22 protein-coding genes are annotated in these 24279 nt (G+C 53.7%); 13 read left to right on the plus strand and 9 right to left on the minus strand.

Going from position 1 to position 24279, the window contains the following annotated elements; translation table 11 throughout:
- Positions 1–4: 4 nt before the first annotated feature.
- Both proQ and AC6I8E_RS10580 read right to left on the minus strand, forming a co-directional pair.
- Positions 5–706, minus strand: a complete 702-nt coding sequence (gene proQ / locus AC6I8E_RS10575) for an RNA chaperone ProQ (protein ID WP_497823956.1) — start codon at positions 704–706, stop codon at positions 5–7.
- Positions 707–802: 96 nt separating this feature from the next.
- On the minus strand, positions 803–1303 hold the full coding sequence (locus tag AC6I8E_RS10580; RefSeq protein WP_013358112.1) for a GAF domain-containing protein: 501 nt from the start codon (positions 1301–1303) through the stop codon (positions 803–805).
- A gap of 214 nt (positions 1304–1517) precedes the next feature.
- Between AC6I8E_RS10580 and yebS the strand changes: the two genes are divergently transcribed.
- The 3 genes from yebS to rsmF all read left to right on the plus strand — a co-directional run bounded on the left by yebS (position 1518) and on the right by rsmF (position 6873).
- On the plus strand, positions 1518–2762 hold the full coding sequence (gene yebS / locus AC6I8E_RS10585) for a membrane integrity lipid transport subunit YebS (RefSeq protein ID WP_013358113.1): 1245 nt from the start codon (positions 1518–1520) through the stop codon (positions 2760–2762).
- Entirely contained in the window at positions 2731–5364 is a 2634-nt protein-coding gene (locus AC6I8E_RS10590) for a PqiB family protein (RefSeq protein WP_013358114.1), read from the plus strand. The genes yebS and AC6I8E_RS10590 overlap by 32 nt, the downstream gene beginning before the upstream one ends.
- Before the next feature lie 81 nt (positions 5365–5445).
- Positions 5446–6873 (plus strand): 16S rRNA (cytosine(1407)-C(5))-methyltransferase RsmF, encoded by a 1428-nt coding sequence (gene rsmF, locus AC6I8E_RS10595; protein WP_197061494.1) that lies wholly within the window; start codon positions 5446–5448, stop codon positions 6871–6873.
- A 1-nt stretch (position 6874) separates the two neighbouring features.
- Here rsmF and AC6I8E_RS10600 read toward each other — a convergent pair whose 3' ends face one another.
- The 4 genes from AC6I8E_RS10600 to AC6I8E_RS10615 form a co-directional block, all read right to left on the minus strand.
- Positions 6875–7522, minus strand: a complete 648-nt coding sequence (locus AC6I8E_RS10600) for a metallophosphoesterase (RefSeq protein WP_497823957.1) — start codon at positions 7520–7522, stop codon at positions 6875–6877.
- Positions 7523–7754: 232 nt separating this feature from the next.
- Positions 7755–8003: a DUF1272 domain-containing protein gene (locus tag AC6I8E_RS10605; protein WP_033783299.1), complete on the minus strand. Its 249-nt coding sequence runs from the start codon at positions 8001–8003 to the stop codon at positions 7755–7757.
- A gap of 150 nt (positions 8004–8153) precedes the next feature.
- The gene (locus tag AC6I8E_RS10610; protein WP_013358118.1) at positions 8154–9512 is read right to left on the minus strand and encodes an MFS transporter; all 1359 of its coding nucleotides are present in this window, start codon (positions 9510–9512) and stop codon (positions 8154–8156) included.
- A 134-nt stretch (positions 9513–9646) separates the two neighbouring features.
- A complete protein-coding gene (locus AC6I8E_RS10615) occupies positions 9647–11677 on the minus strand; it encodes a choline transporter (RefSeq protein WP_013358119.1) in 2031 nt (676 codons plus the stop codon).
- A gap of 256 nt (positions 11678–11933) precedes the next feature.
- Here AC6I8E_RS10615 and betI point away from each other — a divergent pair, with 256 nt between their 5' ends.
- The 8 genes from betI to AC6I8E_RS10655 all read left to right on the plus strand — a co-directional run bounded on the left by betI (position 11934) and on the right by AC6I8E_RS10655 (position 18880).
- Positions 11934–12527, plus strand: a complete 594-nt coding sequence (gene betI, locus AC6I8E_RS10620) for a transcriptional regulator BetI (protein ID WP_013358120.1) — start codon at positions 11934–11936, stop codon at positions 12525–12527.
- A gap of 14 nt (positions 12528–12541) precedes the next feature.
- The gene (gene betB / locus AC6I8E_RS10625) at positions 12542–14014 is read left to right on the plus strand and encodes a betaine-aldehyde dehydrogenase (protein ID WP_147789137.1); all 1473 of its coding nucleotides are present in this window, start codon (positions 12542–12544) and stop codon (positions 14012–14014) included.
- A gap of 23 nt (positions 14015–14037) precedes the next feature.
- Positions 14038–15720 carry a choline dehydrogenase gene (betA, locus tag AC6I8E_RS10630; protein WP_147789136.1) on the plus strand — a complete coding sequence of 561 codons (1683 nt, stop codon included), beginning with the start codon at positions 14038–14040 and terminating at the stop codon, positions 15718–15720.
- 429 nt (positions 15721–16149) lie between these two features.
- Positions 16150–16500, plus strand: a complete 351-nt coding sequence (gene mdtJ, locus AC6I8E_RS10635) for a multidrug/spermidine efflux SMR transporter subunit MdtJ (protein WP_013358123.1) — start codon at positions 16150–16152, stop codon at positions 16498–16500.
- Positions 16487–16816: a multidrug/spermidine efflux SMR transporter subunit MdtI gene (gene mdtI, locus AC6I8E_RS10640; protein WP_095707087.1), complete on the plus strand. Its 330-nt coding sequence runs from the start codon at positions 16487–16489 to the stop codon at positions 16814–16816. Before mdtJ ends, mdtI begins: the two co-directional genes overlap by 14 nt.
- Before the next feature lie 200 nt (positions 16817–17016).
- Complete coding sequence (locus AC6I8E_RS10645) at positions 17017–18159, plus strand: acyltransferase family protein (protein WP_135908472.1); 1143 nt, start codon at positions 17017–17019, stop codon at positions 18157–18159.
- 158 nt (positions 18160–18317) lie between these two features.
- A complete protein-coding gene (locus AC6I8E_RS10650; protein WP_013358126.1) occupies positions 18318–18578 on the plus strand; it encodes a hypothetical protein in 261 nt (86 codons plus the stop codon).
- Positions 18579–18694: 116 nt separating this feature from the next.
- Positions 18695–18880 (plus strand): hypothetical protein, encoded by a 186-nt coding sequence (locus AC6I8E_RS10655; RefSeq protein WP_013358127.1) that lies wholly within the window; start codon positions 18695–18697, stop codon positions 18878–18880.
- A 96-nt stretch (positions 18881–18976) separates the two neighbouring features.
- Here AC6I8E_RS10655 and AC6I8E_RS10660 read toward each other — a convergent pair whose 3' ends face one another.
- The 3 genes from AC6I8E_RS10660 to AC6I8E_RS10670 all read right to left on the minus strand — a co-directional run bounded on the left by AC6I8E_RS10660 (position 18977) and on the right by AC6I8E_RS10670 (position 20927).
- Positions 18977–19114 carry a hypothetical protein gene (locus AC6I8E_RS10660; protein WP_013358128.1) on the minus strand — a complete coding sequence of 46 codons (138 nt, stop codon included), beginning with the start codon at positions 19112–19114 and terminating at the stop codon, positions 18977–18979.
- A 215-nt stretch (positions 19115–19329) separates the two neighbouring features.
- The gene (adhP, locus tag AC6I8E_RS10665; protein ID WP_013358129.1) at positions 19330–20352 is read right to left on the minus strand and encodes an alcohol dehydrogenase AdhP; all 1023 of its coding nucleotides are present in this window, start codon (positions 20350–20352) and stop codon (positions 19330–19332) included.
- A gap of 290 nt (positions 20353–20642) precedes the next feature.
- Positions 20643–20927, minus strand: a complete 285-nt coding sequence (locus AC6I8E_RS10670; RefSeq protein ID WP_370420968.1) for a hypothetical protein — start codon at positions 20925–20927, stop codon at positions 20643–20645.
- Positions 20928–21865: 938 nt separating this feature from the next.
- Between AC6I8E_RS10670 and AC6I8E_RS10675 the strand changes: the two genes are divergently transcribed.
- Together AC6I8E_RS10675 and AC6I8E_RS10680 are read left to right on the plus strand one after the other, a co-directional pair.
- Complete coding sequence (locus AC6I8E_RS10675) at positions 21866–22330, plus strand: hypothetical protein (RefSeq protein ID WP_201251955.1); 465 nt, start codon at positions 21866–21868, stop codon at positions 22328–22330.
- Between the two features lie 486 nt (positions 22331–22816).
- Complete coding sequence (locus AC6I8E_RS10680) at positions 22817–24271, plus strand: caspase family protein (protein WP_497823958.1); 1455 nt, start codon at positions 22817–22819, stop codon at positions 24269–24271.
- Positions 24272–24279: the final 8 nt, after the last annotated feature.

Below are 24279 nucleotides of genomic sequence, written 5' to 3' on the forward strand. Positions count from 1 at the left end.
CGTTTCAGAACTGCAAGTGTTCTGCGCGCACAATCATTGCCATGCCGGAAGCGAGCTGGACCCGAACGCCGTCTTTTGATACTTCAAGAACGGTAGCGTCCATCGCACTTTTGCCTGCTTTAACTTTAATACTCTGGCCGGGTTGCAAAGTTGAGGTATCAGTGATGGGTCGGGCTTCCTGCTCCGGACGTGGGGCTGGCTTACGATGCTGTGAGGCGGTCGCACGCGGAGCAGTCGTCTGCAGACGGGGTTTACGCGCAGCATCGGCTTCTGCAGGCTTACGCGGCGCGGGCTTGCGTGGACGACGCGGTGCAGCGCCCTCTTCGCTTTCGCCTGCTTCACGGCGTGCAGCACGCTGCTGGTCACGCTGCGCCTGAACGCGCGCTTTGGCTTCTTCCAGCTGCTTGCGGGCATGCTCAACGTGCTGCTCATCCAGCACGCCACAGGCGTTGCCGTCGAGATCGACACGAATCGCACCGGCTTTGATGCCGTACAGATAACGCCAGCTTGACGTATAAAGACGCAGCGCGGAACGCAGCTGTGTTTTGCTCAGACCCATTTCGCCCTGAACACGCTCGACCAGATCCTGAAAGATACCGATTTTGAGCGGACGCGCTTCACCTTCAGCGCTAAAGCAGTGCGGAAAGCGCTCCGCCAGAAAAGTGATGACTTCTTTACTGCTATTCAACTTAGGTTGATTTTCCATGAAATTTCCTGATTACAACGGGTTTGCCGACCAGCGCAGGCATGAACAGGCGACATTATAATGACAACATCGCTAAATGCCATGTGATCCAGTCGATTAGCTGCGCGTCAGCTGCAGATATTTTTCTAAGTCGCTGTTCGCAAGCACTTCACAAAGCCCATCGGTCAGTGTGACCAGTCCCGCTTCGTCGTCGCTGTCAAAGCGATTGTACTCCACGCTGTCGATGTCCAGCACCCCAACCACAGTGCCATTCACTTTCAGAGGAATCACAATCTCAGCATTGCTGGCAGCATCGCAGGCAATGTGGCCCGGGAAGGCATGCACATCATCTACGCGTTGCACTTTTTCTTCTGCCAGCGCCGTGCCACACACACCTTTACCGACCGGAATACGCACACAGGCGATTTTGCCCTGGAACGGGCCCAGCACCAGCGTATCGGCTTCCGTCAGCAGGTAGAAACCTGCCCAGTTCACGCCATCGAGACGTTCGTACAGCAGCGCGCTAAAGTTTCCCATCGCGGCGAGGAACGCCGTTTCTCCCGCCAGCAAGGCGCGCATATCGCGATTCAAATCGGCGTAAAAGGCAGTTTTGTTCATTATTTAACCGTTACCAATGACATCTGAACGGGGCAAAAGAAACCGTTCGTTAAAAATAAGTTTTAAATATCCAGAGCCACAAGGTGAATCATAGCGTTAGTTGCTATACCCTTAGCATTCTGTGGATCGAAGCGTGATGCCCGAGACAGGCACACAGACAATGTCTTAATGACCGATATCTGTTCCCTCTGAAGAGCGAAAATTGCATCACCCTATGAAAATTCACGCTATCAGCCAGACATTGCCTCACGCACGTTATCAGCGTTGCCCGCAATGCGATACCCTTTTTTCCTTACCGGATGTGAAAACGCATCAGTCGGCACACTGCCCGCGCTGCAACGCTGAGATTCTCAGTGGACGCGACTGGCCAATGACCAGACTGATGGCCATGGCCGCCACCATGATCGTGTTAATGCCCTTCGCCTTTTCCCTGCCGCTGGTGGATATCCGGCTGCTGGGTATGCGCATCAATGCCAGCGTACTGGAAGGGGTGATTCAGATGACCCAGCAGGGTGATGTGCTGACCGCTTCGATGGTGGCGTTCTGCACTATTGGCGCGCCGGTAACGCTCGTGGCCGGCATCTGTTATCTCGGTATCGGTCATCGTCTGGGCATGAACCTGCGGCCCGTATTGATCATGCTGGAGAAGCTCAAAGAGTGGGTGATGCTCGACATCTATCTGATCGGCATCGCCGTGGCATCCATCAAAGTGCAGGACTATGCTTCGCTGGAGATTGGCTATGGGCTGGCGGCTTACATTGCCCTGACGGTGCTGAGCGTGCTGACCATGATCCATCTGAATATGGAGCAGCTGTGGGAGCATTTCTACCCGCAAAGCCCCGGCAATATGGCCCGTGACGACATGCAGGTCTGCCTCAACTGTCACAACACCGGCCTACCTGACGAACGGGGGCGCTGCCCGCGCTGCCACACGCCGCTCGACTTCCGACGCCGCCACAGCCTGCAGAAATCCTGGGCCGCGCTCATCGCGTCGATCGTGCTGCTAATACCCGCGAACCTGATGCCCATTTCCGTGGTTTACCTCAATGGCTCACGGCGCGAGGACACCATCTTCTCCGGCATCCTGGGGCTGGGTGAAGGCAACATTCCGGTGGCAGCGATTGTGTTTATCGCCAGTATTCTGGTGCCCTTTACCAAAGTACTGGTCATGCTGACCCTGCTGCTTAGCATTCATTTCCGCTGTGAGCAGGGACTGAGAACCCGCATCCGGTTGCTGCGTTTTGTGACCTGGGTTGGCCGCTGGTCCATGCTCGATCTGTTTGTCATTTCATTAACCATGTCGCTGGTCAATCGTGATCAGCTGCTGGCTTTTACCATGGGACCGGCTGCGCTGTTTTTTGGCGCGGCCGTCATCCTGACCATTATGTCTGTTGAGTGGCTGGACAGCCGCCTGCTCTGGGATGCACATGCAACAGGAAACGCCGACTACACCGACTAACGCAACGCTGCGTAATAAGCGAAAAATTTCGCCCTTCTGGCTGCTGCCGGTCATTGCGATGCTGATCGCCTGCTGGCTGCTCTGGACCAATTATCAGGAGCGCGGCACCACTATCACCATCAATTTCCAGACGGCGGATGGTATCGTGCCGGGTCGTACCCCGATCCGTTATCAGGGCGTGGAAGTGGGCACCGTGCAGGGCATTAATCTCAGCGACGATTATCGCAGCATCCAGATTAAAGCCAGCATCAAGAGCGACATGCGCGACGCGCTGCGTGAGGATACCCAGTTCTGGCTGGTGACGCCCAAAGCTTCACTGGCGGGCGTCTCGGGTCTGGATGCGCTGGTCGGCGGTAACTACATCGGGATGATGCCAGGTAAAGGTAAACCCAGCGAGGCGTTTACCGCGCTGGATACGCAACCGAAATATCGGGTCAATACTGGCGAGCTGATGATCCATCTGCATGCGCCCGATCTCGGCTCACTCAACACTGGCTCGCTGGTCTACTACCGCAAAATTCCGGTTGGCCGGGTCTATGACTACAGCATTGATAATAAAGCCGATGGCGTGGCAATTGATGTGCTGATTGACCGTCGCTTTATCAATCTGGTGAAGACCAACAGCCGCTTCTGGAACGTGTCAGGCGTCAATGCCGACGTCAGCCTGAGCGGGGCTAAAGTCCAGCTGGAGAGTCTGGCGGCGCTGGTCAATGGCGCGATTGCGTTTGACTCACCGCAGGGGGCCGAAACCGCCAAAGCGGAGCAGAACTACCGGCTCTATCCCGATCTGGCGCACAGCCAGCGCGGCGTACAGATCACGCTTGACCTGCCCAACGGTAAAAATCTCAAGGCCGGCAGCACGCCGCTGATGTACCAGGGCCTGGAGGTCGGTACGCTGACTAAACTGAATCTGCTGGATGGCGGCAAGGTGACCGGCGAGCTGACGATTGATCCTTCTGTAGTTGGCCTGATGCGCAGCGGCACCCGCATCGAGATGCACAGCCCGAAAATCAGCCTGACCGATACCAGCCTCAGCGCACTGCTGACCGGCAATACGCTGGAACTGGTGCCGGGTGAAGGCGAACCGCAGCAGCACTACACCGTGCTGGCGTCCAATGAGACCCTGCTGCAGAAACCCAACGTGCTGACGGTAAAACTCAGCGCACCGGAGAGCTACGGCATCGATCAGGGCCAGCCGCTGATGCTGCACGGTATGCAGATTGGTCAGGTGATGTCGCGTTCGCTGGATGAAAATGGCGTCAATTTCGTTGTCGCAGTCAATCCTGAAAACCGCAATCTGGTGCATGGCGACAGCAAATTTATCGTCAACAGTCGCCTCGATGTGAAGTTCGGCCTTGATGGCATGCAGGTATTAGGTGCCAGCGCCCGCGAGTGGGTGGATGGTGGCATCCGGCTGGAGCCGGGCAAAAAAGGCGAGCCGAAAACGGCCTATCCGCTGTTTGCTGATGCGGAAAAAGCGGACGAAGGCATTACCGGCGATGGCCCGTCCACGACGCTGATGCTGACCGCCAACAGCCTGCCTGACGTACAGGCCGGTTCGGTCGTGCTTTACCGTAAATTCCAGGTGGGTGAGATTGTCAAAGTGACGCCGCGCGCTGACGCTTTTGATATCGCGGTGCACATTCAGCCGGAATATCGCAAGCTGCTGACCAGCGAAAGCGTGTTCTGGGCTGAGGGTGGCGCACGCGTCAGCCTGAACGGCAGCGGCCTGACGGTGCAGGCCTCGCCGCTTAACCGTGCGCTGAAAGGCGCAATCAGTTTCGACAATATGAGTGGTGCGCAGTCGGTCAAAGGGGCTAAACGCATGCTCTACTCCTCTGAAACCGCTGCCCGCGCGGTGGGCAGTCAGATTACGCTGCACACCTATGACGCCAGCAAACTCTCTGCCGGAATGCCGATTCGTTATCTGGGTATCAACGTCGGACAGGTAGAATCTCTGTCGTTAAGCAAAGATAACAATCAGGTCGTGGCGAAAGCCGTACTTTACCCTGAGTATGTGAATGATTTTGCCCGCCTCGGCAGCCGTTTCTCCGTGGTTTCACCGGAGATTTCCGCTACCGGCGTGAATCATCTGGAGACCCTGTTACAGCCGTACGTCAACGTTGATCCGGGCAAAGGCGGTGCCGCACGCACCTTTGAATTGCAGGAGAGCACCATTACCGATTCGCGCTACCTGAATGGCCTGAACATTTATGTTGATGCCACCGAGGCAGGTTCCCTGTCGCTGGGTACGCCGGTGCTGTTCCGGGGTGTGGAAGTGGGTACCGTCACCGGCACGTCACTGGGGAATATGGCGGACCGCGTGCAGATCGCCCTGCGCATCAGTAAGAAGTATCAGCATCTGGTGCGGAACAATTCGGTGTTCTGGCTGGCGTCCGGCTACAACCTCGACTTCGGTCTGGTGGGCGGCGTGGTGAAAACCGGGACCTTCCAGCAGTTTATTCGCGGTGGCATTCAGTTTGCGACGCCACCGACGGTGCCGCTGGCACCGCAGGCCAACCCGGATAAACACTTCCTGCTGCAGGATGAAGCGCCGAAAGAGTGGCGTAACTGGGGAACGGCGATTCCGTCTCCGCGGTAATTTACTCTGAACGGGCAGCCTGGCTGCCCGTTTTCATTCCTCATGGTACACTGCCGCCTTTGCCTTAACTGGAATGTGCCCGTGTCAGATGCGTCTTCGTTTTTCCCCGCCGATTTTCTCTCATTAATGCGTCAGAGCCTGCCCGATGAGGCGAGCTTCACGCAGTTCATCGCTTACAGTCAGCAGCCCCTGCGCCGCAGTATTCGCGTCAATACCCTGAAGATCAGCGTGGCCGATTTTCTGAGCCAGACGGCGGGTTATGACTGGCAGCTGACGCCGGTGCCGTGGTGCGAAGAGGGATTCTGGATCAGCCGGGAAGATGAGAGCCTGCCGCTGGGCAGCGTGGCTGAACATCTCAGCGGCCTGTTTTACATCCAGGAAGCCAGCTCCATGCTGCCGGTAACCGCCCTGTTTGACGCCCAGCCAGAGGTCAGCGCCGTGATGGATATGGCAGCGGCACCGGGTTCTAAAACCACCCAGATTGCGGCCCGAATGGGCAATCAGGGCGTTATCCTGGCAAACGAATTCTCCTCCAGCCGGGTAAAAGTGCTGCACGCTAATATCAGCCGCTGCGGCGTCAGCAACAGTGCGCTGACGCACTTTGACGCGCGGGTCTTCGGGCCAGCGCTGCCGGAACAGTTCGACGCCATCCTGCTGGACGCGCCCTGCTCCGGCGAAGGAGTGATCCGCAAAGATGCAGATGCGCTGAAAAACTGGTCGCTGGCGAGCACCGAAGAGATCGCCGCGACCCAGCGCGATCTGCTCGACAGTGCTTTTCACGCATTAAAACCTGGCGGCACGCTGGTTTATTCAACCTGCACCCTGAATCAGATTGAGAATCAGCAGGTGATTGACTGGCTGTTGCAGCGCTATCCGGATGCGGTTGAGGTCGTGCCGCTCGACGGGCTGTTTGAGGGTGCCGAACGGGCCGCGACGCCCGAGGGCTATCTGCATGTCTTCCCGCAGATGTTCGACAGCGAAGGCTTTTTCGTGGCGCGTCTGCGTAAAACCGCATCAGTCGAGCCCTTACCGCTGCCGGGCTACAAAGTCGGCAAGCTGCCCTTCTCCCATCTCAGCCGTAAGCTGGAAAGTGAGATCGTACAGGCTGCCGCTGCTGTCTCTATCAAATGGGATGACGCACTGGAACTCTGGCAGCGTGATAAAGAGATCTGGCTGTTCCCTAAAGCGGTCACCCCGCTGCTGGGCAAAGTGCGCTTCTCGCGCATTGGCCTGAAGCTGGCAGAAACCTTTGCCAAAGGCTATCGCTGGCAACATGAAGCGGTGATAGCACTGGCGCAACCTGATGCGACGCAGACCTTTGAGCTCACGGCGGCAGAAGCAGAAGAGTGGTATCGCGGCCGCGATATCTATCCGGAAACTGCCCCGGCAAACAATGAGATGATTGTGACCTGGCAGCAGCAGCCGCTGGGGCTGGCGAAGAAAGTCGGCAGTCGCATCAAGAACAGCTATCCACGCGAACTGGTGCGTGACGGCCGCCTGTTCCGCTGAGTCACTTTAGTTGCAGCATCGTCAGATGATTGCCAAACACTGCGCCGGTATCGATGTAATGCAGATTGGCAATCGTCAGCGGCTGTTTCAGAGGAGTATGACCGAAGTAAAAGGCATCTGCGCCAGGGATGCCCGCCTGCTCACCTGACTCCATCTCCTCCAGTCGCTGACGGCTCCAGACCACCTTTTGCCAGTCGAGTGGCTTATTCAGCGCGTATTCCCGTGCCGGATAGTCCGCATGAGCAATCACAACAGTGCGCTCACCCAATTGCAGATGCAGTATCAGCGGCAGTTCACGACAGTGCCGCAACGCGTGCCGTGCCGCGATTAACGCTGCGCCCCGCAGCCGAAAGAACCAGTCGCCCCCGTTCATCTGCCAGAGCGCCATGTCCTGTCCCTGTAACGCCGACACCGCCATCTCCTCATGATTGCCGCGCACGCAGCGAAACCAGGGCTCCTGCAGTAGCGCCAGACAGCCCAGGCTGTCGGGCCCGCGATCGATGATGTCGCCAACCGAAATCAGTAAATCCTGCTGCGGATCAAACTGATGTTGCTGCAACAGCGCATCAAGTTCGCAGCGGCAGCCATGCAGATCGCCAACGACCCAGATCCGTCGCCATGCTGCGCCATTCAGGAATTCATAATACATCGGTGCATGTGCCTCTCTGTGCTGAAAGTACCCTAAGAGTATAAGAGCTGACGGAGAACAGGAGTGAGGAGAGAGAAAGCAGGTTGTGACAGAAAAGGCGTCACACTGTCGGGAATGAAAGATTCGCCGGGCCTGAAAAGTACGTCCCTCCCGGCGCTTATCTCCGGCACTCAGTTAAGGTGGTAGCTCTGTCAGGGACGAAATTCATCATAACGACATCGGGCCGCGCAGGCTATTCTGCCTCTGACGTATTCGTCGTCATTTGAGATCGGCTGCGCATTTTAGCCGGATATTTCTGTAGCTTCTCTGCCGGACGCACCGGACGGCGCACCAGTTCACCACCGCAGTTGGGACAAACATGCGCGAAATGCTCATCGCAGTCAGCGCAGAAGGTGCATTCAAACGAGCAGATGCGTGCCGCCAGAGAGGATGGCGGCAGATCGACGTCGCAGCGTTCACAATTAGGGCGCAGTTCGAGCATGGTGTGACTCCTGAAGAAACGGGTTACCCAGCATCGCCGCTGCTGGCCCGAATGTCGAGCCAGCGACCGGACAGAAGTGAGCCAGATCCGGACATCATACATTTACCCCCCGCAGAGAGGGGCGAACAACGTGATGCCCTGTCGCGGCTATTAATGACGCTGATCTTCGCGAACATCACCGGGATGATCATCGGGCAACACCTCTTCATCAGCCGTATCAGCATCCTCATCGCTCTCCACTTCCGGCTCCTGACCGCCCATCGACGCATGAATCACCTCCTCTTCCAGCGTCGGGATCAGCGCGGCACCCAGTGGCGAGGTCGCCAGACTGTCAGGCATGACCACGTGCGGCAACGGCACTTCGGTTGTCGGAAGCGGACCTGGCGCACGGACAAAACTCAGTCCGCCAATCACCAGCGCACAGAGCGCAAAGAAGAGATAAAGCATATTGCTGCCCAGCGGCTGCATCAGCGCACCCACCACCAGCGGGCCGATACTGGCACCAATACCAAACGCCATCAGCAGACAGGCGGTTAACGACACGCGGCGCTCGGCGGCAACCTGATCGTTGGCCAGCGCCACCTGCAACGGATAGAGCGCGAACTGCATCATGCTGGCAGCAAAAGCGATGCCGATCATCCAGTCAAACGTCAGATGCGGCAGCAGGATCAGCGGCACGCAGATGACGGCAAACAGCATCGCAATGATGAATAACAGCCGCTGACGATCGTAGCGGTCAGAAAGCCAGCTCAGCGGAAACTGCGACACCAGCCCGGCAAAGATCGTAAGACTCATAAAATAGCCGGTCTGGCTGGTGGTAAAGCCTTTGCTGCTGCCATAAACCGGTGCCAGACCGTAGAAGGCACCAATTACCATGCCGGTTACCAGCGTGGTGCCGAGCAGTTTGGGGATAGTGCGGATAAAATAGCCCAGCTCCATCGGGGCTGGCGTCATCGGCCTGACATGAGTGCGGGTGGTCAGCGCTATCGGCACCAGACAGAGCGCGAAACAGAGTGCGACAATCAGCAGCGTGCTGACACCAAATCCGGTCTGCAGGCTCAGTATCACCTGCCCGCCACTCAGTCCAAGGTAGGTCGCGACCATATATAAGCCGAAAATCATGCCACGCTGGGACGATTCCGCCTGATCGTTGAGCCAGCTCTCCAGCACCATGTACTGGCACATCATGCAGAGTCCGATAATCAGACGCAGAAAGACCCACAGCGGAATAAAGTCAGTCAGACCGTGACCCACCACAGAGGCGGTAATAATCCCGGCGCAGGCCACATAGGCGCGGATATGGCCGACGCGGGCGATCAGGTTGTGCCCCACCTTGCCGCCAATCACCAGCCCGATATAGTTTGCCGCGATAATCGCACCAATCAGCGCGCCGTTAACCTGCTCACTGGCCAGCCGCAGGGAGACATAGGTGGTCAGCAGACCGGAACCGAGCAGCATCAACAGCGTGGTGGTGTAGAGCGGCAGAAACGTACTGAATATTTTTCCCATATGACTCCCTGTCTATACCCTTCAGGCATCAGGCCAGCAAAGCCCTAAAGATAGACGATATCGGCAGGCGACGGCGTGTAACAACTCGTCGATGGCAAAAAAAAGCCCGCCAGCACACTGCTGGCGGGCCTGGTTTACACGCTCGGGAAGCTGATATTGCTGCCCGGCGCTTCACGGTTGAGATGGATGAAGTTCAGGTGTCGCTCATACTGATCCAGTATGTCAATGATCACCTGCTCTTTGCTGTAATCCATCAGGTCGTTACCCTGGCTGCCCTCCATCAGGAAGGTTTCCAGTCGGTAGTAGGTCGACTTACCGCTGCGGGCGCGATAGGTAAAGCCCGGAATCGAATATTGCTGCGGCCAGACCTGATAAATGAAGTCCTGCTCTTCGCCCAGATGGACGCGCAGATCCAGATAGCCAATCGGGTTCGCCTCATCTGCTTCGACGCTTTCCAGCGTGACGCGGGCATCACGCAGTTCCAGCTCTTTCGCCACTTCCTGCATCGCCGGGAAAATGGTCTTTTCCATCATCTGCTGGGTATAACGCGAGCCAGGGTAGTTCATCAGGCGTGACAGACGCTTCTTCCAGGTCAGACGGTCGGTCGCATGTGCCAGATAGGGCGCGGTGTCGCGCGTCGCGCTGGCCCGGCGGTGATCCTCAATCTTCAGCGATTTAAACAGACCCGCCATCACAAAGAAGATCACAAAGCTGAACGGCAGTCCCATGATGACCGTGGTGTTCTGCAGGGCAGTAATCCCGTTAGTCATCAGCATGCTCAGCGTCAGCACCCCAATCGCCACGGACCAGAAGATGCGCAGCCAGTTCGGCGCATCGCTGTTAATGTCTTTCAGCCGCGAGGTGAAGTTACCCAGCACCAGCGAACCGGAATCCGCCGAGGTAACGTAGAACAGCATCCCGGTGATGGTGGCAACCGATGCGCTGAGTTTGAACGCCGGATACTGCGCCAGCAGGCTGTAGAAGCCGCGCTCCGCATGGTTCATCACTTCCTGCGCAAATTCCGTATTGCCGTGAATGATCTGGTACAGCGCGGCGTTACCGAACACGGACAGCCACAGCAGCGTAAAGGTAAACGGAATAATCAGCGTGCCCAGTACGAACTCACGGATGGTACGACCGCGTGAGATACGCGCCAGGAACAGGCCGACAAACGGTGACCAGGCCACCCACCACGCCCAGAAGAAGAGCGTCCAGCTGTTCATCCATTGAGTCGGACGATCAAAGGCGAACGTATTAAGCGTCATGCCCATGAAGCGGTTGATGTAATCGCCGACGTTCAGCACCAGCGCATTCAGCAGGAACTCCGTGTTGCCGAAGAACAGCACAAACAGAATCAGGCCCAGCGCCATGATCACGTTAAGTTCGGAGAGGAAACGAATCCCTTTATCCACACCCGACGTCACAGAGATGGTGGCGATCACCACGGAGAGGACAATCAGCGCAGTCTGCGCGGTCAGGCCTTCCGGGATATCAAACAGCACTTTCAGGCCGTAGTTGAGCTGCACGACCCCAATGCCGAGCGTAGTGGCGATACCAAAGATGGTGCCGACTACGGCTGCGATATCTACCGTGTGACCTATCGGACCATAGATGCGTTTACCGAAGATGGGATAGAGCGCCGAACGAATAGTCAGCGGCAGGTTATAACGGTAGCTGAAGTAGCCCAGCGCGATGCCCATCAGTGCATACATCGACCAGCCGGTCAGTCCGTAGTGGAACAGCGTCCAGACCATCGCCTGGCGGGCGGCTTCCAGCGTCTGCCCTGCTCCTTCCGGCGGCTGCATATATTGCGTCACCGGTTCGGCGACCGAGAAGAACATCAGGTCGATGCCGATCCCGGCGGCAAACAGCATGGCGGACCAGCTGAGCACGCTGAATTCGGGTTTGGAGTGCTCCGGCCCGAGCTTAATCGAGCCAAACCGTGAGCAGGCCATATAGAGCACAAAGACAATATAGAGGGTGGCAGCCAGCATGTAGTACCAGCCGAAGGTGGCGGAAACCCAATTGACCGCCTTGAGGATCCAGCTCGCGGCCAGTTCACTGTAGAGAATCGTCACAAGTGAAAACGTCAGAATCAATCCGGCAGAGGTATAAAATACAACGGGATTGAGTCTGTCTTTTTCACCGGCAGGTGGATTATTCATCAATTACCTCTGGTTAATATCCTGAAAATACGCAATGGATAACGTTTGCCGCTCACGGGGTTTTCAGGCCGTGCGGCCTCATCTCGTTCTGTCACTTCCTGTTTAAGCGCAGCGGCTGGTAAAAAGCTTAGCACTCATTACCGTTTCGCTTACGCTACATTTAAAGAACACTACCCTAACAAATTTTCTTTTTATATTGAACGTGCAATCAAAAAAAGATTTAATAGGGGCTCGATTTGAGGGTGGAGCTGGAGCTATGCCAAAGGTAGGGATGCAGCCGATACGTCGTCGGCAACTGATTGATGCGACCCTGAGCACGATTAATGAGATGGGGATTAATGATGCCACGATTGCCCAGATCGCCCGTCGGGCGGGGGTCTCTACCGGCATCATCAGTCACTACTTCAAAGACAAGAACGGTCTGCTGGAAGCCACGATGCGTGACGTGACGCGTCAGCTGCGCGAGGCGGTGCTGACGCGGCTGAAACCGCTGGCCGATGCCTCCGCAGAACAGCGGCTGTGCGCCATTGTCGACGGGAATTTTGATGAAACCCAGGTGCACACCGCAGTAATGAAAGCCTGGCTCGACTTCTGGTCGAGCAGCATGCATCAGCCCCAGCTCAACAGACTTGAGCGGGTCAGCAGCCGTCGGCTCTTCTCAACGCTGGTGGTCGAATTCCGTCGTGAACTGCCACTGGATAAAGCACGCCTGGCCGCACACGGCCTGGCGGCCCTGATCGACGGTCTGTGGCTGCGCGCCGCGCTGAGCGGTAAGCCATTCGATCCCGCTATCGCCCTCACACTGACCACCCAATTCATCCGTCAGCAACTGGCTGGCGAGCACGAATAACGGAAGGAGAAAACATGTCCCGATTCACCGAGCAGAAACTCTACATCGATGGCGCTTATGTTGCCGCAGCGTCTGGCGAAACGTTCCAGACGATCAATCCGGTCAACGGCGAAGTGCTGGCAGAGGTTCATGCCGCCGGCCAGGACGATGTCAATCGCGCCGTTGCTGCCGCCAGAAAAGGCCAGAAGGTCTGGGCCGCGATGACCGCCATGGAGCGTTCACGCATCCTGCGTCGCGCCGTCGATATTCTGCGTGAGCGTAATGATGAGCTGGCAGAGCTGGAAATGCTCGACACCGGTAAACCTTACAGCGAAACCTCCGCGGTCGATATCGTCACCGGTGCAGACGTGCTGGAGTACTACGCGGGTCTGGTTCCGGCGCTGGAAGGTCAGCAGATCCCCCTGCGTGAAACCTCCTTTGTTTATACCCGCCGCGAACCGCTGGGCGTGGTCGCCGGTATCGGTGCCTGGAACTACCCGATTCAGATCGCCCTGTGGAAATCCGCACCTGCACTGGCTGCGGGTAACGCGATGATTTTCAAACCCAGCGAAATGACCCCGCTTACCGCCCTGAAGCTGGCAGAAATCTACACCGAAGCGGGCCTGCCGGATGGCGTGTTTAACGTGCTGCCGGGCATCGGTTCGGTTACCGGTCAGTTACTGACTGAGCATCCAGGTATCGACAAAGTCTCCTTCACCGGCGGCGTTGTCAGCGGCAAAAAAGTGATGGCCAATGCAGCGGGTTCAACGCTGAAAGAGGTCACCATGGAGCTGGGCGGTAAATCACCGCTGATCATCTTCGATGATGCCGATCTCGATCTGGCCGCTGACATCGCCATGATGGCGAACTTCTACAGCTCCGGTCAGGTCTGCACCAACGGCACCCGCGTCTTTATTCCTGCAAAACTGCAGGCGGCGTTCGAGGCCAAAATCAGCGAACGCGTTGCCCGTATCAAAGCAGGCAACCTGCGTGACACGGCCACCAACTTTGGTCCGCTGGTCAGCTTCAGCCATCGCGACAACGTGATGCGCTACATCGAGTCCGGCATTGCTGAAGGCGCACGCGTGCTGTGCGGCGGCAAACGTCTGACCGGTGGCGATTTCGACCAGGGTGCCTGGGTGGCACCGACCGTGTTCACCGACTGCCGGGATGAGATGAAGATTGTCCGTGAAGAGATCTTCGGGCCGGTGATGTCGATTCTGAGCTACGAAACCGAAGCAGAAGTGATCCGCCGCGCCAACGACACCGAATTCGGTCTGGCCGCCGGACTGGTGACGCAGGACCTTAATAAGGCGCACCGTGTGATTCATCAGATCGAAGCCGGTATCTGCTGGATTAACACCTGGGGCGAGTCCGCCGCAGAGATGCCGGTGGGCGGCTACAAGCATTCCGGCATTGGCCGCGAGAATGGTCTGATGACGCTGCAGAGCTACACCCAGGTGAAGTCAGTGCAGGTTGAGCTGACGCGTTTTCAGTCAGTCTTTTAATCACTTAACCTGAGGAACGACGAATGGAATTTGATTACATTATTATTGGAGCCGGATCCGCAGGAAACGTTCTGGCGACCCGCCTGACCGAAGAGAGCAATGTGAGCGTTCTGTTGCTGGAAGCGGGCGGCCCGGATTACCGTTTTGATTTTCGCACCCAGATGCCTGCGGCCCTTGCCTTCCCGCTGCAGGGAAAACGCTATAACTGGGCGTATGAAACCGAGCCAGAGCCTTACATGAACAACCGCCGCATGGAGTGTGGTCGCGGCAAAGGTCTGGGCGGTTCATCCCTGATTAACGGCATGTGTTACATCCGCGGCAACGCGATGGATCTGGATAACTGGGCCAGCGAGCCGGGACTGGAGAACTGGAGCTATCTGGACTGCCTGCCCTACTACCGTAAAGCGGAAACCCGTGATATCGGCCCGAACGACTTCCACGGCGGCGATGGCCCGGTGTGCGTTGCAACCCCGAAAGCGGGCAACAACGTGCTGTTTGAAGCGATGATTGAGGCAGGCGTGCAGGCGGGTTATCCGCGCACCGACGACCTGAATGGCTACCAGCAGGAAGGTTTCGGTCCGATGGATCGTACCGTGACGCCAAAGGGTCGTCGTTCCAGCACCGCGCGTGGCTATCTTGATATGGCCAAAGGCCGCCCTAACCTGAAGATCATTACGCATGCCACCACCGATCGCATCATCTTTGACGGCAAGCGCGCGGTCGGCGTGGAGTATCTGCAGGGCGACAGCAACACCATTAACAAAGTCACCGCTCGCCGTGAAGTGCTGCTGTGCGCGGGTGCTATCGCCTCGCCGCAGATCCTGCAGCGTTCTGGCGTGGGTTCGCCTGAGCTGCTGAAGCAGTTCGACATCCCGCTGGTGCATGACCTGCCGGGCGTGGGTGAAAACCTGCAGGACCATCTGGAGATGTATCTGCAGTATGAGTGTAAAGAGCCGGTTTCTATCTATCCTGCCCTGAAGTGGTGGAATCAGCCGAAGATCGGTGCAGAGTGGATGTTTAACGGCACCGGTATCGGCGCCAGCAACCAGTTTGAAGCAGGCGGCTTTATCCGCAGCCGCGAAGAGTTCACCTGGCCAAACATTCAGTATCACTTCCTGCCGGTGGCGATTAACTATAACGGGTCAAACGCCGTAGATGCTCACGGTTTTCAGTGTCACGTCGGCTCAATGCGTTCGCCAAGCCGCGGTCATGTGCGCCTGAAGTCACGCGATCCGCGTCGTCATCCGGCCATTCTGTTTAACTACATGTCACATGAGCAGGACTGGCACGAGTTCCGCGATGCAATCCGCATTACGCGCCAGATCATCAACCAGCCAGCGCTGGATAAGTATCGTGGCCGTGAAATCAGTCCGGGCCTGGATTGCCAGACGGATGAGCAGTTGGATGAGTTCGTGCGCAACCACGGTGAAACCGCCTATCATCCGTGCGGCACCTGTAAGATGGGTAACGACCCGATGGCCGTCGTGGATGGCGAAGGACGTGTGCATGGATTGCAGGGATTACGCGTTGTGGATGCGTCGATTATGCCGCTGATCATCACCGGTAACCTGAATGCCACCACCATCATGATTGGTGAGAAGATTGCCGATAAGATCCGAGGCCGCGATCCGCTGCCACGCAGCACCGCCTCTTACTATGTCGCGGGTGACGCGCCGGTTCGCACCGTGCCGCAGCGCGCAGAGTAATTGGTGACAGCGTCACGTAATAATGGCCGGGCACACTGTTGCCCGGCTTTTTTTATGCAGAGTTTAATGGATCCCCTTTTCCATACATCCTTTTACATAGCCTTCTTTTTTCAAACCATCAAACCTTAACCTGCGTCAAATAAAGCAGCATCTGCTGTTGATTTCATGATGTGCAGAATGCTATAAATCCGGCGTGTATTTAACCGGAGGCACTATCCGTCCACTGATGAGAAGCAACAATGTGGATACGTTGTAAATTTTATGAGCAGAATGTTCATGTCACATCTTACCCCCACCTTCCTTTCTGGCTGGAACGTCGCCGATCAGCACTGGCGTAACGCCCTGTAGTCCTCTCACCACTTCGACACTGTTCTGAGTCTGCCCTGTGTACTGTGGCAGGTCGTCATTTATCGTTGCTGGAGAGCATCCATGTTCGCCTGGATTTTATTATCACTCGCTATTGTTACTGAAATTATTGGTACCCTTTTCATGAAGTGGTCCAGCGTTAATGGCAGCCATTCAGGCTACCTGATGATGCTGGGCATGATTGCCTGTTCCTATATTCTGCTGAGTTTCGCCATCAAACGTATCGCGCTGGGCGTGGCTTATGCCCTGTGGGAAGGTATCGGCATCATGCTGATTACCTTATTCAGCGTGCAGCTGTTTGGGGAAGCGCTGTCCGCGCTGAAAATCTGCGGGCTGGTGACGCTGATAGTCGGGATTGTGTTGATCAAAACCGGCACCCAATCATCAGCGGAGGTTAATCATGGTCATGGCTGATTTTGTGCATGCCGCCTGGCTGGCGCTGGCGATCATGCTGGAGATTGCCGCCAACATATTCCTTAAATATTCTGACGGGTTTAAGAAACCGCTGCACGGCGTGCTGTCACTCTGCTGTGTCCTGCTCGCGTTCAGCGCACTGGCTCAGGCGGTCAAAGGTATCGATCTTTCGATCGCCTATGCCGTCTGGGGCGGTTTTGGCATCATCGCCACGGTTGCGGCCGGATGGGTGCTGTTTGGTCAGCGACTGAACCGCAAAGGCTGGGCCGGTCTGACCCTGCTGCTGGCCGGTATGATCCTGTTAAAGCTGGCCTGACGGATCCCCGTAATCAGTAATCCAGGTTAAGGGTGTGCCACTGCACGCCCTTAACTTACTGTGCTTTACCTCCCTTTCCCGGTTGATTTTTCTCTCTTTCCTGTGCTCGGAATCCTCTTACTTTTGTAAAGGGCCGTTTACATATCTTTTGCCTTAAGGCTTAGTGAGCGCCAAAAGCCGGATAAAAACGAGGAAAAGTTATGTCTGCAACACGAGGTTGGTCAACGGAGCTGGAAGGATTACGCGGCATTGCCTCTCTCTGGGTTCTGGTTGGCCATATCAGCTTACTGGTTCATTGCCACATCACGCTGATTTCATCACCGGGCATCGGGGTCGACCTGTTTATTCTGTTATCGGGTTATCTGATGGCAAAAAACTACGTCGAGCGCCAGCAGAAGGAGCCATGGCAGAGTGCGGAGACGATTAAGAAGTTCTGGATCCGCCGCTTCTTCCGTATCGCCCCGCTCTACTATCTGCTGTTAATCATCGCCCTGATTTATGGCCCATGGTTTGGTGAGATGCGTGACACCATTGCGCATTTCTATTCCGGCACCGCCACGGAGTCGTCGCGTTACAACGACCAGTCACTGGCAAACATCCTGACTCACTTCAGCTTCCTGTTCGGCATGCTGCCCGAGTATGGGTTTAACACCGTGCTGCCAGACTGGAGCATTGGGCTGGAGATGCAGTTCTATCTGCTGTTCCCGTTCATCATGCTGGTCACGCTGCGCTTTGGTTATGCCGCCTCGCTGATTGGCATCATGGCGCTCTGCTGCGCCGGTCGCTATGTGCTGGCCGATTATTATGAAGCGTTTGAGATGCCTTCGATGATCCTGATTAAGCTGAACATGTTCCTGGCTGGCATGCTGCTGGCCGAAGCGATTCGCCGTAAATCCCTGCTCTATGTTGCCTTTGCGCTGCTTGGCCCGGTCGTCACCGTAGCGATTGGCATGGACGCGATTAAGCTGCAGGTGATTATGGAGGCGCTGATGATCGTCGGTATGGCGGCAATTCTGTGGCAATACCCGCAGGGCAGCATGATGGCTCAGCTGATTGCCCTGCCGCGTAAGCTGCTGAACAACCGCCTCAGCACCTGGCTGGGTGACGTCTCGTTCTCAGTCTATCTGCTGCACCTGCTGATTGTGATCCCGCTGATCGCCCTGCTGCTCACTCACACCGACATTGAGTATAAGAGCGATATGACACGCTTCCTGATTGTCTGCGTTTCCGCTATCCCGGTAACCTATGCGCTGGCTTCTTTACTCTATAAGTATGTTGAGAAGCCCGGCATTCAGATGGGTAAGCGCGTGCTGAAGCCGAAGCTGGCCGATCAGACCAGCTAAGTTCGCTAATAATCATGATTAAGCCCCTGATTGGGGCTTTTTTTGCCTCTGGCGCTCGTTATCAGCCCTTCACAGGCATTGATGACGCGCCGTCGCCAGCATGCCTGCTGAGGTGAACTACACTTTCCCGGTTAGCAATCTGACGCAAAGGAGAGAACATGAGCATTCAGCATCTGCTGCTATCCAGTGACGGTGGCGCGGTGATTATTGAAGCAGAACAACTCGAAAGCGAGCTGGTTATCCCGCCCCATCTGCAGACCCTGAGCGGCGGTGAAGCTGACAGTGATACCGGCCATCGGGTGGCGGTCACAAAGCATTACTGTAAGGGACGCTACTATGCGGTTGCCCTGGATCGCCATGCGGCCAGTAATGAAATCGATGACGTGATTGACCTGCTGCATCCTGCCCCGCTGGATTAGCCTTTGTCGGCCACGCTGCCTTTAACGGCATGTTCCGCTGAGGCCACGGCGGGAAAACGGCCTGTTAATGCATTACCGCCACGCGGCATCACCATTTTCAGAAGAGGAAGAGCATTATGGAAAAGAAGAAGTGGTTTGTTTCCTACGTGATTAAGCCAAAAGGTGAAAATCATGTCACGACGCACGCCTTTATTGAGGGTGACAATGTTGAGGAGGCGCTCGAAGCCTTTATGTTTGAAACCAAAAAAAGCCTGTCGCTGGAAACTGAAGAGCTAACGCTGCTGTCGGTAAGTCTGGTGTAACCTCTGATTAACCTCGCGTTCGCGGGGTTTTTTCTGCCCTATGTGAGGGTCATTTTCTATTTATATTATTTATAGTTTCCCTGGTGCGGCACTCAGTTACTTAGTGGGATAAGGCCAGGCGTGATCCATGCCCATGGATGACATCAGGCCGGTCACAGCCAGATACGCCAGTATCAGGACAAACAGTACAATTGCAGCAATTTCAATGGATTTAAGTAAGTGATGCTTCGCCATAAATAACCCTCCTTCAGTTGTGTGTAATCAAGACCTCACCTCATAAACTATAATGTTACCGGTAAAGTGCAAGTGAAAATCACATAATGAAACATAAAGCCGTGCTTATTAATGTTTGTGAAGAATACGCGTTAAGGCTTTCACGTGGCAGGACCAGGCATTTCAGGCATAAAAAAGCCCGCAATGCGCGGGCCTTAGTGACGATCAGTTGGGTGCTAACTGGCAGGCTGACCGGTAAAGTCGATCACCATCCTGCCGCGGATTTTGCCGTGAATCATCTCATCGAAGATGGCATTGACCTCACCAATTTTCCTTTTAGTTACCTTAGGCACCACCTTGCCTTCTGCCGCAAACTGGAAAGCTTCCGACAGATCGTTGCGCGTTCCGACCAGCGATCCCACCACCTGGATGCCATCGAGCACCAGTCGCGGGATATTCAGGCTCATCGCTTCCGGCGGCAGTCCGACTGCTACAACCCGACCTCCGGCTCTGACCGCATCCACCGCCGAGTTAAAGGCCGCTTTGGCGACGGCTGTAACCACAGCCGCATGCGCCCCACCGGTTTTCTCCTGAATAAAGCGTGCCGCATCTTCGCTGGCAGAGTTGACGACCAGATCGGCACCCATCTCTTTCGCCAGCGCCAGCTGTCCGTCACTGACATCAATCGCAATCACTTTGGCATTGAAGACGTTTTTAGCATATTGCAGAGCGAGATTACCCAGCCCGCCAAGGCCATAAATTGCCAGCCACTGCCCCGGTTTAACCTCTGATACTTTTACCGCTTTGTACGTAGTGACACCGGCGCAGGTGACGCTACTGGCGGCGAAAGGATCGAGTCCGTCGGGAACTTTGACCGAATAATCTGCAACAACAATACACTCTTCAGCCATACCGCCATCGGCGGTATAACCGGCATTGATGACGTCTCTGCAGAGCGTTTCGTTACCGGAATTACAATATTCACAGTGCCCGCAGCCCTTGAAGAACCAGGCGACGCTGGCGCGATCGCCCGGCTTGAGCGAGGTGACATCCGGCGCGACCTCCTCAACGATGCCGATCCCTTCATGACCCAGCGTGACGCCGGTCTTGTCACCAAAATCACCGTTCTTCACATGCAAATCGGTATGGCATACACCACAGCATTCCATCCTGAGCCGCGCTTCGCCGGTTTTGAGAGGACGCAGCGTCTTCTCAACCACTTCAACCTGGTGTTCACTATTAGCAATTGCCGCTTTCATAAACATTCCTCCTTTTGACTGGAGATTAAGAATAAGCCAAACGGAGATGATGACAAGATGACAGATAAGCTTTGGGTGCGAGTCTGGCGGGGTTGTTGCGGCTTTTGCGAGTGGGGTCGGTTTTTTAGGGATTGTGTTTAGCGGCAACGTTTCGTCAGGCTTACGTTCTCTGTCGGGTAGAGACGAAGCACGCTTACTGAACAATTTGGTCAGGTGAACATTGCCCGTTAAAAGGGGCGATTAAGACCCTGTCGCTTCAGATGATTTCGTACTGATTGCTCAAACGCCTCTTAAGAGTGCCAGCGGTGAATGCCACTGTCAGCGGGCGGTGGCCCCATATGCTGAGCGGCACTATCCGGCGCTGGCGGTGGTCCCATATGCTGAGAAGCGTTGTTTGCGGGCGCAACCGGCCCGGCGTGATGGCTCCAGCTGGTGTTGTTATGCTGGCTTTCATGATGATGATGCCAGTCAGAAGATGGGCCACGGTGATGACCACCATCAGCCATCACACAACCTGACATTGCGGCACTTGCCAGCGCTAAAATCACACAAGGAATAACTTTTTTTAAGAACATAACTGACCCTGGTTAAATATCACTAGGGCAGGTTACGTCCCGGTTTTTATACGGTGGATAAACGTTGGAAGGGGTTTGGGGAGGATGTTGGGGAGGGTTGATTGAGGTCAATTTTGGGGATGAAATGGGGAAATAAAAGGCTATTTTCTGCGATTCTGCTGGCAGGTTGGCGTATGCGGCATTGAGCATTAACTGGAGCTTAGACAAGGATAAGGACAGCGCACTATTGATTAAGGTGATTGATATTTGAGCATATAAAAATGACTGAGAGTCTGATTAACAAATACGCTTTGCAGTTCTCAATGCGAGACATCCAGCTTATTTAATCAACTAAATGGAAGCTAAAAAACCTTCTATTAGCTAATTACTTTCCTCACGCTTTTATAACTACCAATTAAAATGGGATTACTAAAAATCCCTGCATACACCTAATACCATCGATTGTATTTTATATACACACATGAAACGACGATCACCCATGTTATGCTAAGAAACGCAGCATGTTCTGGAATAAACCGGATAAATATATACAACCCTGCCACAATGACAGCAATAGGTACTAAATAGAAAAAAGACTGTATCAGCCATAAAAACACACGCTTCATTTTTTCAATATCTCATTTAAAGCATCTTTTTTTCTTCGTTGTTATCCACTTAATTTACCTGACAAAGTGAAAGGGTTATCTTGATTTCAATAAATTATAAGCATACAGAATGTCAGAAGGAACATCCATTCAGACGGGGCCAAATACGTTAACGCCCAAGCAGGCCAGTTTGTACGCCGTGACGAGCTGGCAGTGCGCGCCTGGTGTCAGGCAAGCGAAGACTAAAATGAGAACGGCAGGAAACCGTGTGCATCAAGGCCGTTTATGCAATTGAAGTCGGTGACGACACCCAGATCTTAACCCGTCTTATGCAATCGAAGATCGTTCCGATACGTGACGTTGAATTGGGTTTTTGAATTTGAGGACGCGTCCGCATCCTCCTGGAGTTCTGTCACTAACTATACTGAGCCAAGAAGCTCTGAAGCCGCTATTGATTTCACAAATCCCTCTACTCGGGCCGAACGTAGAAGGATTCTTAAGCGATTAAGAGAAAAGCCAGCGCAGGAGCAACCTGAGCCGGGCAAATATCGCTCTGAACTGAGTCAGTGTACAGAAAGGGAGGCTTTGAAAAAAAGTTCCTTTGAGATTTTAAGGTTAACACTGTCCGACGGTGAAGCTGAGCGTATGAGGAAAGGTCATACAATCAAGGTTGTACGTATTCAGTTCATTGCCGATGATTCTCTGATCACAAATTGCCAAGAAGATGTATTAAAAATGGCACTGTCGATGATCAGCGACATGGCAGGGACAATCGACACAGCTATTTACGAAGCCGCTATATACTGCCAAGCAGAATGATTAGTTGCCCCTTCCCTACCGCTCTCTAGCCACCTTTAAGGTGGCTTTTTGCTTCTGCATCAAAGTGCATATGCTTGCATGAGTCCGCATAATCCAGATAGGCTCGCTAAGTGCGTGTGAGGCAAGTACTGGTGCGTTGAGAGGTAACACATGCACATGCATGAAAAGCGATGCATAAAGCGGGCAGGCGTCGCGGGGATAGCATTGCGCGCGAGGAGTGCAATGGGTGCAATGGGTGCAATGGGTGCAATGGGTGCAATGGGTGCAAAAGAAAAAATTAAGGATAAATGCAAAGTTCAAGTAACTTTTTTATAATAAAAAACTAGTTTTTTCTTTTTTAAATTGACTATATTTTAGCGACCCACTTAACAAGCAATTGATATTTATAGCATTATTAACAGGTACGCTGTTCGATTAGATAGTTGTAACATTAGTCACTTTTTTGCATATTAGGTTTTAACCAATGGATATTCATAAGGGATTTTTATGCCATTACGTAAACTTACGGCCCTAGTTGTAGGTGTTTCAAACTATCCTGCACCCTTCAATCTTAAAAATGCTGCAAATGACGCTAATGACATCTCAGCGTCACTAGAAACTTTGGGTTTCACTGTATTAAAACTTATCGATCCATCCAATGAAGCGCTCGATAGAGGCCTATCTTCTTTTAAAGAGGGCCTTAACAGTAATGATATTGGTCTATTTTATTTCGCAGGCCACGGGCTACAAATTGAAGGTGACAATTATTTAGCCCCAATTGATATAAATACATACGATGAGATTTCGGCTAAGCATTCCACCTTCCCTTTAAATCGGCTCCTCGAAGTAATGAACGGTTGCTCTAACAATACTAATATTGTGATACTTGACTGTTGTAGGAACAATCCATTTGGACGGTCATGGACTAGAAACCTAGCGTCTCAAGAACTAGCTCCGGTCAACGCACCTAAAGGAACATTAATTGCCTTTTCGACATCTCCCGGGCAGACTGCTTCTGATGGAAAGAATAATAATGGTAGCTACACTGAAGCCTTACTCAAACATATAAACGTCCCAGACATTTCTGTTGAGGATGTTTTTAAAAGAACAAGAAACACTTTGAGCATTTCAACTAACCACAGGCAAACATCTTGGGAGCACACATCATTAACGGGTGATTTTTTCTTTAATATCAGCCCGTCCAGGCTCATCGTAAATTACTCCAGTAATGCTATTGCTGATAAGTACTTTACGTTAAACCCTACAAATAAAATTCATTCAATCATAAGAGACCTAAAATCACATAACTGGTACACTCAAAACCCTGCCATAAACAAAATAAATACTCAAGAAGTTAACGCTTCGGATGATGACTCACTTTTTGTGCTAGGAAGAAATATATATCAGTCTGCTGTAGGTAGTGCTAATGATGCAGCAGCTTACATTATGGACTTCCACAATAAAGCATCCCATTATGAAAAAGAGAAGAGAACAGCAATTTTAGATGGCATATTGTTTGAAATATTTTTTGATTCAGAGGGTAAACTAAGGACTGATTTTAAAATCCTTTACTTCAATGCTGTCATGCGTTTACAGCGATATGGAGATTATGCTGATTCGTTTGAGTTCATTAGTGACATACTCTATCAATATCAAAATAGATTTTATATCATACCTGGGAAATTAAGAGATGTTACAGTGGATGTTCTGACCACTGAAAACTCTAACAAGGAGTTTGTCATAAATGGAATTTATTATGATGGATTTAATATACTGAAAGCAACGGACTCAGCTGAAGATGATGAAGATGGCGATATTTATCGTTACCCTATAAACAAATCACAGCTGGAGGAGCTAATTTCAAGTGAGATGGTAATACCTCTTGACAGGATAACATTTAATTACACAAACCCTGTCACACAGAAACTTTTATTTCCTTACATGCATACGTTGAAAAAATAATAATTCAG

The sequence above is a fragment of the Pantoea sp. X-Soil-YNGN-785 genome (assembly GCF_059730585.1).

Excerpts from the sequence above, each read along its gene's own strand:
- proQ (WP_497823956.1), bottom strand. The coding sequence starts at position 706 with ATGGAAAATCAACCTAAGTTGAATAGCAGTAAAGAAGTCATCACTTTT.
- AC6I8E_RS10580 (WP_013358112.1), bottom strand. The coding sequence starts at position 1,303 with ATGAACAAAACTGCCTTTTACGCCGATTTGAATCGCGATATGCGCGCC.
- yebS (WP_013358113.1), top strand. The coding sequence starts at position 1,518 with ATGAAAATTCACGCTATCAGCCAGACATTGCCTCACGCACGTTATCAG.
- AC6I8E_RS10590 (WP_013358114.1), top strand. The coding sequence starts at position 2,731 with ATGCAACAGGAAACGCCGACTACACCGACTAACGCAACGCTGCGTAAT.
- AC6I8E_RS10600 (WP_497823957.1), bottom strand. The coding sequence starts at position 7,522 with ATGTATTATGAATTCCTGAATGGCGCAGCATGGCGACGGATCTGGGTC.
- AC6I8E_RS10605 (WP_033783299.1), bottom strand. The coding sequence starts at position 8,003 with ATGCTCGAACTGCGCCCTAATTGTGAACGCTGCGACGTCGATCTGCCG.
- AC6I8E_RS10610 (WP_013358118.1), bottom strand. The coding sequence starts at position 9,512 with ATGGGAAAAATATTCAGTACGTTTCTGCCGCTCTACACCACCACGCTG.
- AC6I8E_RS10615 (WP_013358119.1), bottom strand. The coding sequence starts at position 11,677 with ATGAATAATCCACCTGCCGGTGAAAAAGACAGACTCAATCCCGTTGTA.
- betI (WP_013358120.1), top strand. The coding sequence starts at position 11,934 with ATGCCAAAGGTAGGGATGCAGCCGATACGTCGTCGGCAACTGATTGAT.
- betB (WP_147789137.1), top strand. The coding sequence starts at position 12,542 with ATGTCCCGATTCACCGAGCAGAAACTCTACATCGATGGCGCTTATGTT.
- betA (WP_147789136.1), top strand. The coding sequence starts at position 14,038 with ATGGAATTTGATTACATTATTATTGGAGCCGGATCCGCAGGAAACGTT.
- mdtJ (WP_013358123.1), top strand. The coding sequence starts at position 16,150 with ATGTTCGCCTGGATTTTATTATCACTCGCTATTGTTACTGAAATTATT.
- mdtI (WP_095707087.1), top strand. The coding sequence starts at position 16,487 with ATGGTCATGGCTGATTTTGTGCATGCCGCCTGGCTGGCGCTGGCGATC.
- AC6I8E_RS10645 (WP_135908472.1), top strand. The coding sequence starts at position 17,017 with ATGTCTGCAACACGAGGTTGGTCAACGGAGCTGGAAGGATTACGCGGC.
- AC6I8E_RS10650 (WP_013358126.1), top strand. The coding sequence starts at position 18,318 with ATGAGCATTCAGCATCTGCTGCTATCCAGTGACGGTGGCGCGGTGATT.
- AC6I8E_RS10655 (WP_013358127.1), top strand. The coding sequence starts at position 18,695 with ATGGAAAAGAAGAAGTGGTTTGTTTCCTACGTGATTAAGCCAAAAGGT.
- AC6I8E_RS10660 (WP_013358128.1), bottom strand. The coding sequence starts at position 19,114 with ATGGCGAAGCATCACTTACTTAAATCCATTGAAATTGCTGCAATTGTA.
- adhP (WP_013358129.1), bottom strand. The coding sequence starts at position 20,352 with ATGAAAGCGGCAATTGCTAATAGTGAACACCAGGTTGAAGTGGTTGAG.
- AC6I8E_RS10670 (WP_370420968.1), bottom strand. The coding sequence starts at position 20,927 with ATGTTCTTAAAAAAAGTTATTCCTTGTGTGATTTTAGCGCTGGCAAGT.
- AC6I8E_RS10680 (WP_497823958.1), top strand. The coding sequence starts at position 22,817 with ATGCCATTACGTAAACTTACGGCCCTAGTTGTAGGTGTTTCAAACTAT.